10 protein-coding genes and 1 pseudogene are annotated in these 7,587 nt (G+C 67.2%); 9 read left to right on the forward strand and 2 right to left on the reverse strand.

Features of this window, described 5'->3' with window-relative positions; all coding sequences use genetic code 11:
* Window positions 1-513: 513 nt before the first annotated feature.
* The 8 genes from IEX31_RS17955 to IEX31_RS17985 all read left to right on the forward strand — a co-directional run bounded on the left by IEX31_RS17955 (window position 514) and on the right by IEX31_RS17985 (window position 5,416).
* Window positions 514-1,389, forward strand: coding sequence for a phosphatidylinositol-specific phospholipase C/glycerophosphodiester phosphodiesterase family protein (locus tag IEX31_RS17955; protein ID WP_188744767.1), 876 nt, complete (start codon window positions 514-516; stop codon window positions 1,387-1,389).
* 39 nt (window positions 1,390-1,428) lie between these two features.
* A complete protein-coding gene (locus tag IEX31_RS19370) occupies window positions 1,429-1,560 on the forward strand; it encodes a hypothetical protein (RefSeq protein WP_268237016.1) in 132 nt (43 codons plus the stop codon).
* Window positions 1,561-1,635: 75 nt separating this feature from the next.
* Complete coding sequence (locus IEX31_RS17960) at window positions 1,636-2,664, forward strand: aldo/keto reductase family protein (RefSeq protein ID WP_188744768.1); 1,029 nt, start codon at window positions 1,636-1,638, stop codon at window positions 2,662-2,664.
* Between the two features lie 252 nt (window positions 2,665-2,916).
* Entirely contained in the window at window positions 2,917-3,168 is a 252-nt protein-coding gene (locus IEX31_RS17965; protein ID WP_308423562.1) for a histidine kinase, read from the forward strand.
* A 133-nt stretch (window positions 3,169-3,301) separates the two neighbouring features.
* Window positions 3,302-3,559, forward strand: coding sequence for a ribbon-helix-helix domain-containing protein (locus IEX31_RS17970; RefSeq protein ID WP_188744769.1), 258 nt, complete (start codon window positions 3,302-3,304; stop codon window positions 3,557-3,559).
* Between the two features lie 5 nt (window positions 3,560-3,564).
* Window positions 3,565-4,032 (forward strand): putative toxin-antitoxin system toxin component, PIN family, encoded by a 468-nt coding sequence (locus IEX31_RS17975; RefSeq protein ID WP_268237017.1) that lies wholly within the window; start codon window positions 3,565-3,567, stop codon window positions 4,030-4,032.
* 45 nt (window positions 4,033-4,077) lie between these two features.
* Window positions 4,078-4,758: an ATP-binding protein gene (locus tag IEX31_RS17980; RefSeq protein ID WP_188744771.1), complete on the forward strand. Its 681-nt coding sequence runs from the start codon at window positions 4,078-4,080 to the stop codon at window positions 4,756-4,758.
* A complete protein-coding gene (locus IEX31_RS17985) occupies window positions 4,688-5,416 on the forward strand; it encodes an ATP-binding protein (RefSeq protein WP_505579045.1) in 729 nt (242 codons plus the stop codon). Before IEX31_RS17980 ends, IEX31_RS17985 begins: the two co-directional genes overlap by 71 nt.
* Before the next feature lie 3 nt (window positions 5,417-5,419).
* On the opposite strand, the gene IEX31_RS17990 is transcribed toward IEX31_RS17985, so the two are convergent.
* Together IEX31_RS17990 and IEX31_RS17995 are read right to left on the reverse strand one after the other, a co-directional pair.
* Window positions 5,420-5,827, reverse strand: a complete 408-nt coding sequence (locus IEX31_RS17990) for a VOC family protein (protein ID WP_188744773.1) — start codon at window positions 5,825-5,827, stop codon at window positions 5,420-5,422.
* A 203-nt stretch (window positions 5,828-6,030) separates the two neighbouring features.
* Window positions 6,031-6,615: a dihydrofolate reductase family protein gene (locus IEX31_RS17995; RefSeq protein WP_188744774.1), complete on the reverse strand. Its 585-nt coding sequence runs from the start codon at window positions 6,613-6,615 to the stop codon at window positions 6,031-6,033.
* Window positions 6,616-6,853: 238 nt separating this feature from the next.
* On the opposite strand from IEX31_RS17995, the pseudogene IEX31_RS18000 reads away from it, so the two are divergent.
* Window positions 6,854-7,587: pseudogene (locus tag IEX31_RS18000) on the forward strand (peptidoglycan-binding domain-containing protein); the annotation flags it as partial.

Here is a 7,587-nt window from a genome sequence, read left to right on the forward strand (position 1 = left end):
CAGCCGTACAGGCGTTCCAGACGGAGCTCGGCGTCGAGCCGACTGGTGCGGTGGACGCTGCGACGATCGCCGCTTTCGAGCGCGCGATCGCCGAGCTCACCGCGGCGGACGCCTCGCCGAACCCATCCGCGACGCCGACGGACGCGCCCGCGAGTTCCTGATCCCCAGCCGGGATGGCGGCTACTCGAGCAGCTTGCCCGCCACCGACACCTCGCTGCGCATGAGCGCGGCGATCTCGTCGGGGATGGACCTCGCCGGCAGCATGCTCGCCCCACCGACACGCATCATGGATGCCACGCGCCGGGCCGCGAACGGATCGTCTCTCGTATCGCATCGAAGTCGTACGCGGTGCTGTCCAGCACCTCGTACTCCCCGCCAGCGCAGGGATGATCCCTTGTCGGCGCAAGGCTGACGGTTCGCGAACGGCGTCCGGCCGGACCAGCGGGCGAGACGTTGCCGAACGTTCACCTCGGGATCGGGACCGCTTCACCCGCGTCGCAGAGGCTGGGATCCATGAGAGCCAACCGAGCCACCGCCCGAGTCACGAGCATCCTGACCGCCATCGCCGCCATGCTCGCCGTCGCCGCCCCCGGCACCGTCGCCTACGCCGACGACCTCGAGCACAACCCTCATCGCTCCAGCGTCCAGCCGCTCGAGCGCGCCCACGCCCACAACGACTACGACCACGACCGTCCGCTGCTGGACGCCCTCGACCATGGCTTCACGTCTGTCGAGGCCGACGTCTGGCTCGTCGACGGCGAGCTCTACATCGGCCACGACGGGCCCGACCTGAACCGCACCCTCCGCGCCGAGTACCTCGAGCCGCTTGCCCAGCGGTTCCGCGACAACGGCGGTGCGGTCTACCCGCACTGGGACGGCACCCTCCGCCTGCTCATCGACGTCAAGTCGGCCGGCACACCCGCCTGGCCCGTCATCGAGGACCAGCTCGACGACTACCCCGAGCTCATCACCGCCTACCGGCAGGGCAACGTTCAGGAGCGCGCCGTGACCGCTGTCATCTCCGGAAACCGCGACCTGCCCGCGATGCAGGCCGCCGCGACCCGCTTCTCGTTCTACGACGGTCGCCTCTCCGACCTCGGCAAGGGCATCTCCCCCACGCTCATGCCGCTCGTCAGCAACAACTGGTCGGCGGTCGGCTACGTTGGCGGCCCGTTCACCGACACCGACCGCGCGATCCTGCGCGGCTACGTCGACCAGGCCCACGCCGAAGGATACGAGATCCGCTTCTGGGCCACGCCCGACGCGCCGGGTGCGACCCGCGACACCGTCTGGGCAGAAGAGCTCGCCGCCGGAGTCGACGTCTACAACACCGACGACCTGGCCGGACTGCAGGCCTGGCTGCTCGCCAACGACCCCGACGAGAGCTGAGCCCTGATCCAACCGGCAGCGCGCATCGTCGCCGGCATCATGCCAGGTCTCGCCGACGGCGGCCGGATGGTGACCGGTGACGTCTTGGCATTCTCCTTCCTGGGCGCCGTCGGGCTCGGCGGGCTGCTGCTGTTGATGCGGAGCCTCCGCACCGCGCTCCTCCGACGCTGAGGAGGCACGACGACGGATGCCGCAGGCCAGGACATGCCCGGGTCCGGTGTCGTCGCACGCGGGTAGCGTTGACGAATGGTCAACTATCGATATCTCGGCAACAGCGGTCTCAAGGTCTCGGAGATCACCTACGGGAACTGGGTGACGCACGGCTCTCAGGTGGGTGACGCGGACGCGATCGCCACGGTGCACCGTGCCCTCGATCTGGGCATCACCTCGTTCGACACTGCCGACGTGTACGCCAACACGGCCGCCGAAACCGTCCTCGGCAAGGCGATCGCCGGGCAGCGGCGCGAGTCGCTCGAGATCTTCACGAAGGTCTACATGCCGATCGGTCCCAAGGGTCCCAACGACGTGGGCCTGAGCCGCAAGCACATCATGGAGGGCATCAACGGATCGCTCAAGCGCCTCGGCACCGACTACGTCGAGCTCTACCAGGCGCACCGCTACGACTACGAGACCCCGCTCGAAGAGACGATGCAGGCCTTCGCCGACCTCGTCCGTCAGGGCAAGGCGCTGTACATCGGCGTCTCGGAGTGGACGGCCGAGCAGCTGCGCGAGGGTCACGCGCTCGCGAAGGATCTCGGCTTCCAGCTCATCTCCAACCAGCCGCAGTACTCGATGCTGTGGCGGGTCATCGAGGGCAAGGTCGTGCCGACCTCGGAAGAGCTCGGCATTTCGCAGATCGTCTGGTCGCCGATGGCGCAGGGCGTGCTCAGTGGCAAGTACCTGCCCGGCCGGCCCGTACCGGCGGGATCGCGGGCGACCGACGAGAAGTTCGGTGCGAGCGTCATCAAGCGGCTGCTGTCTGATGACGTGCTCGCGGCCGTGCAGAAGCTCAAGCCCGTCGCCGACGAGGCGGGGCTCACGATGCCCCAGCTCGCGATCGCGTGGGTGCTGCAGAACCCGAACGTCGCCGCTGCGCTGGTCGGAGCATCCCGTCCCGAACAGCTCGACGAAACCGTCAAGGCGTCGGGAGTCACCCTGGACCAGGGCACCATGGCAGCGATCGACGACGCCGTGGGCGAGGTTGCGGTGACCGACCCCGAAGAGACGTACTCGGCCTCGCCGAAGTCGCGCCCCGTGGATCGCCTGCGCGCCTGAATCGAACCCCTGTGGACTGCTCGTGGCCGTGACGAGCGCCGGAATCCTCCTCTACCGCCTGGTCGAGGAGGCGCCGGGGGCGCTCGTCCGTATTGGGCCGCGAAGGATGCCGCTGCCTGGTCGATTCCGAAGGGCGAATACGGGCTTTTCGTAGTTGAGGGTGTGGTCGAGGGGTGCGCGGTTGGTGTCTGGGTAGGGGTCGAGGTCCCCGAGGATGGAAGTTCTCACGCTCACCATCCGGAAGACCTCGACGTGCTCCGAGCGAACCTCGTGCACAACGCGATCGTCCACAACCTGCCTGAACACGGCACCGTGTGGGTCCACACCTGCGTGCGCAACTCGAAGGCGGTACTCATTGTCGAGAACACCGGCGACAAGCTCGCGTCAGGACTCGTCGCGACGCTCGCCGAACCATTCCAACGCGGCACCGAACGCATTCACACCGACGGCGCGGGCGCTGCTGGAGGCATCCGAGTCACCGTGGGACTGCCCGCGGGCGCGTGAGGCATTCACGCACGGGCCCGACTCGAGCGGATCTACTGAGGTTCAGCCCCGAAGTCCGGCCCGATAGTGCCCGAACTCAGGGCAGAATGGTACATTGCATATGCGTTGCATATGGGCGAGGAGGTTCGATGACATGGCCGCACACACCATCGGGTTCGCCGTCGCGGACGAAGACCGCGCCCGACTTGACGCTCTCGTCGAGCGTTTCGGCCACGGTAATCGGTCGGAGTTCCTTCGCGTCGCGATGCGCCGCATGCAGCACGACCTGTTCGCCGAGCGGGTGCAGCTGATTCAGCAGCGCGGCCGGCGCGACATGGGCGGTCGCGTGTTGTCACCCGACGAGGTGCGCGAGCTCGTTGAGAATGTCGTGCGCGAGGAGGTCGCAGACTGACGTCGATCGTCTACGACGTCCACATCTACGTGAACGCCGTCGTCGGACCTGATTCCGAGTATCCGCGCATCCATCCGGTGCCGCCGAGCAGCGACAATCCGTCACCTGATTGCCTGTCGATCGCGTTCGACGGCGACTACCGGCTCCACGTGTCTCCGCACATCCTGCGCAATGTCGGACGCGTACTCGGCCAATTGGGCTGGTCTGCCGAGGCGATCGGCGACTACCTGGCGTTGATCTCCGACGTCGTCGATGCCTCGGGAGGCGCGGTCACCGACCCGCCGAAAGCGGCGCACAGTTCTCGCGATCACGAAGACAACCTGATCCTCGATGTGGTCGCGGCCACCGATGCCGACCTCCTCGTTTCCGACGACACGGACCTGACTTCGCTGAGCCCATGGCGAGGGGTTCCTATCGTGAGACCCCACCAGTTCGTTCAGATGGTCGTACGGGAGCGCCGTCACTCGATCTGACGCATAGGCCGTCGGATTCAGTCTGCGCCGGCTTCTTGCCCCCGCGTGTCTACCGATTGGCAGGCGGATTCATCCCAGCGAATCGGCGAACTCGTGACCGAAGAATGGCTGGCCCGGCATGCAGAGCCTGTCGCGGCTGAGCTGCTTCAGCACTTTCCCGGGCTGGTCATCGAGGGTGCCCGCCAAGTCGGAAAGAGTACGCTCGCCGCCCAGATCGCGAGACCGGATGCGGTGGTGCTCAACCTGGATCGTGAGCAGACGCGAGCGGCGGCGATTGCCGACCCGGCGGGATTCGTTGACCAAGGGGGCGAACGGCAGCTCGTGATCGACGAGGTTCAGCGAATGCCGGAACTCACGCTCGCAGTGAAAGCGGCGATCGACGCGAACCGTCGTCCTGGTCGTTTCGTGCTGACGGGCTCCTCGAGCCTGCTGCGCGGAAAAGGAACCGCGGACAGTCTCGCGGGCCGTGTGGCGCGTCTGACGCTCTACGGCCTCAGCCGCGGCGAAGCGATCGGCAGCAATGACGACTTCGCCAACGCGCTGATCGGTCGGCTCGACGAACTCGCCCGGGTACGTCTCGATGGTCGTGCGAGCAGAGTACGTACAACTTCTCGCGGTCGGCGCCTACCCGGAACTGCGAGAGAGCTCCGAGGGCATCCGAGCCGCGTGGATCGAAGGGTACATCCAAGGCATCGTCGGCAGGGACATGGCAGAGCTGCGCCGTGAGGTGCAGCCTGCGCGGGCCATGGCCGTCCTGCGGACGCTGGCCGGAAGGCAATCAGCGGAGCTCGTCAAGGCCAGGCTCGCCGAGGAGACGGCGGTGCCCTCACGGACGATCACCGGCTATCTCGACCTGGTCCATGACGTCGGCCTGGTGGCGAGCATCCCGCCGTGGACGCCGAACCTTGCGAAGCGTGAGATCGGCCGGCCCAAGTCCTTCGTGATCGACTCGGCGGTTGCCATGTGGCTGGCACGACTGACCCCCGCCCAGTTGATGCAGCTGGAGTACGGCGAGGCGTTCGGCGGGATGCTCGGGGCATTCGTCGCCGCGGAGCTGCTACGGCAACGCACGTGGTCGGCGCGCCGGTTCGATGTCTTCCACTATCGCGAGCGAGATGGGGACGAGGTCGACGTCGTGCTCGAATTCGACGACGGCACCGTGATCGGCATCGAGGCGAAGGCCGCCGTCTCATTCAACGCGAAGCAGTTCAGGGGTCTTTCTCGACTTCGAGACCGTCTCGGCGCACGGTTCATCGCGGGTGTCGTGCTCAACACCGGCACGAGCGGGTATCGGTACGCCGACCGGCTCTACGGTGCGCCGGTCTCAGCATTGTGGGAGTTCGCCACTCAAGCCAAGAGGTCAACGTCTGGATCCCGCGGGTGAAACTCAGTCTGCAGCCGACTCTCGGGGCGGGTTGTACATGAACTCGATGCGGATGCCGTTGTCGTCTTCGACGAAGGACGCGTAGTAACGGTCGTTGAACCGCGGGAACACCTTCGGCTCGCGTACGGCCGTCCACCCCGCGTCGAGCGCGATCGCATGCAGGCGATCGACCTCCGCGCGTGAATCGACGGGGAAGGCGAGGTGTTGCCATCCGACCCGGCCGTGCCGGTGCGGTCCGCTGCCAGTCTCGCGGGTGGGGAAGAGGATCAGCTCCTCCTCGCCCTTGTACCACGACACCCCGTTGTCCGCGTCGAGCCGAGTGCAGCCGAGCGCCTGCATCACCGGATCGAACTGTGCGATCGAGCGAGGGAGGTCTTCGACGGTGATGCCGAGATGGTCGAAAAGAGGCACCGGGACATCCTATGAGGAAGAGCGGTTCCATCCAGCCCGAGCACGCTCGGGGATCACGGGAGCGCGCGGGAACCACCTCCCACCCGGCCACTCGAGAGCCTTGGTCACTCAGCGCACGAGGTCTGCCCTCAAAACGAGGGAGCCTCACCTATGCCTTCTGCTTGGTGTCGTTCTTCGGCCGAGCGTCGGGGGCAATCATGGCTTCACCTCACGACGCGGAACCGGAGGTGGGTCGCGGCATCCGTGGCCACCAATTCGGTGCGCTCGAGCTGCACGTGCTCCTCGAGCGACCAGCCCGCGCCGAACACCGGCGTGCCGCCGCCGAAGAGCACAGGAACGAGGTGGATCGAGATCTCGTCGACGAGGCCGGCCCGGAGGCACTGCCGTGCGACATCGGCGCCACCCATGATGCCGACGTCCTTGGCTCCGGCGTTCGAGCGAGCCTGGTCGAGTGCGGTGTGGATGTCACCGACGAAGGTGTAGACGCCGTCGGCGGGTACGTCGGCCGGGCTGTCGTGGCTGACGACGAACAGCGGAATGCGGGCGGGGCCGGTCGGGCCATCCGCTCCCCACCACCGGATCGAGTTGTCATAGGTGCGGCGTCCTGCGATCACCGCGCCGAGACTCGTTCCGGCGCGCTCCAGCACCGCTCGGTCGCGATCGTCGCCGGCGAACGCCCAATCGTGCAGCACCTCGCCACCGACGCCCATGCCCTCGTCGACGGTCATGCCCTTCGCGGAGATGAACCCGTCGAGTGACATGCTGATGTCGAAGATGACCTTGGTCATGATGCTCTCCCTTCGTGCGGTCGAATCCTTCTTCACTCAAGCGTCGAACGAGTGGGGACCAGATCGACAGCCGGCGTCCGCAACCTGCTGCCGTTCGCCATGTTGTCGACTGGCGGGAAAACGAGGTTCCCCGACGTTCGACGTGTGGCTCGCTGATCTCACGCGTCTGGGTGTCATGATGTGACTACATTCCAACTCATGAGCGGGGGGGATGTGCGTGAACAGGGATCGCGCGAGGATGCCGGGGTTCCTCGCAACTGCCGTGGTATCGATCGTCGTCGTGGTGGGGCTCTCCGGCTGCAGCGAGGGCGCCAGCAGCGTCGACCGGGCCAGGGCCCAGGTCACCGCGAAAGAGAAGGCCGTGGCGAGCGCTCAGGCGGAGCTGGATGCCGCGTCGAGTGAGTTCTGCGGAGCGAGCCGGGACTACATCGACGCACTCGATCGTTACGGCGACGTGCTGAACGACACCGCGCCCACCGTCGGGGACGTCCGAACGGCGGGCGCAGATCTCGCCGATCCCCGCGACGAGGCGTTCGACGGCGCAGAAGCCGCAGTCGACGCGCAGCAGGCCCTCGTCGACGCGCAGCAGGAGCTCGTCGAGGCGCAGGCGGCCCTGGCCGCGGCCGAGGCGGGGCCGTCTGGCACACCCTCGGTCGGCGAGCCGACCGTGCCCCCGACCAGCACGCCGCTGGCGCCGGCGGCCTCCGTCGATCGGGTGAAGCAGGCCGACGCCGACTTCGAGGCTGCGCAAGCCGCCGTCACCGAGCAGACGCCCCTGGCCGACGCATCCGAGCAGTTCAACAGCGCGGTCGTCGCGCTCGAGATGGCGTGGCTCAGGCTCTTCGCCGATGCGGGATGCCTCACCGGGGGCACGGTCGACAAGGCGACGGCTGCAGCGCTGCAGGCCGAACTGGTGGCGCTCGGCGGCGCTGCCGCACAGGAGTCGCTGACGTCGACGGCTGCCGTGCAGCA

The sequence above is a fragment of the Agromyces bauzanensis genome (assembly GCF_014645655.1).
Taxonomy (GTDB): domain Bacteria; phylum Actinomycetota; class Actinomycetes; order Actinomycetales; family Microbacteriaceae; genus Agromyces; species Agromyces bauzanensis.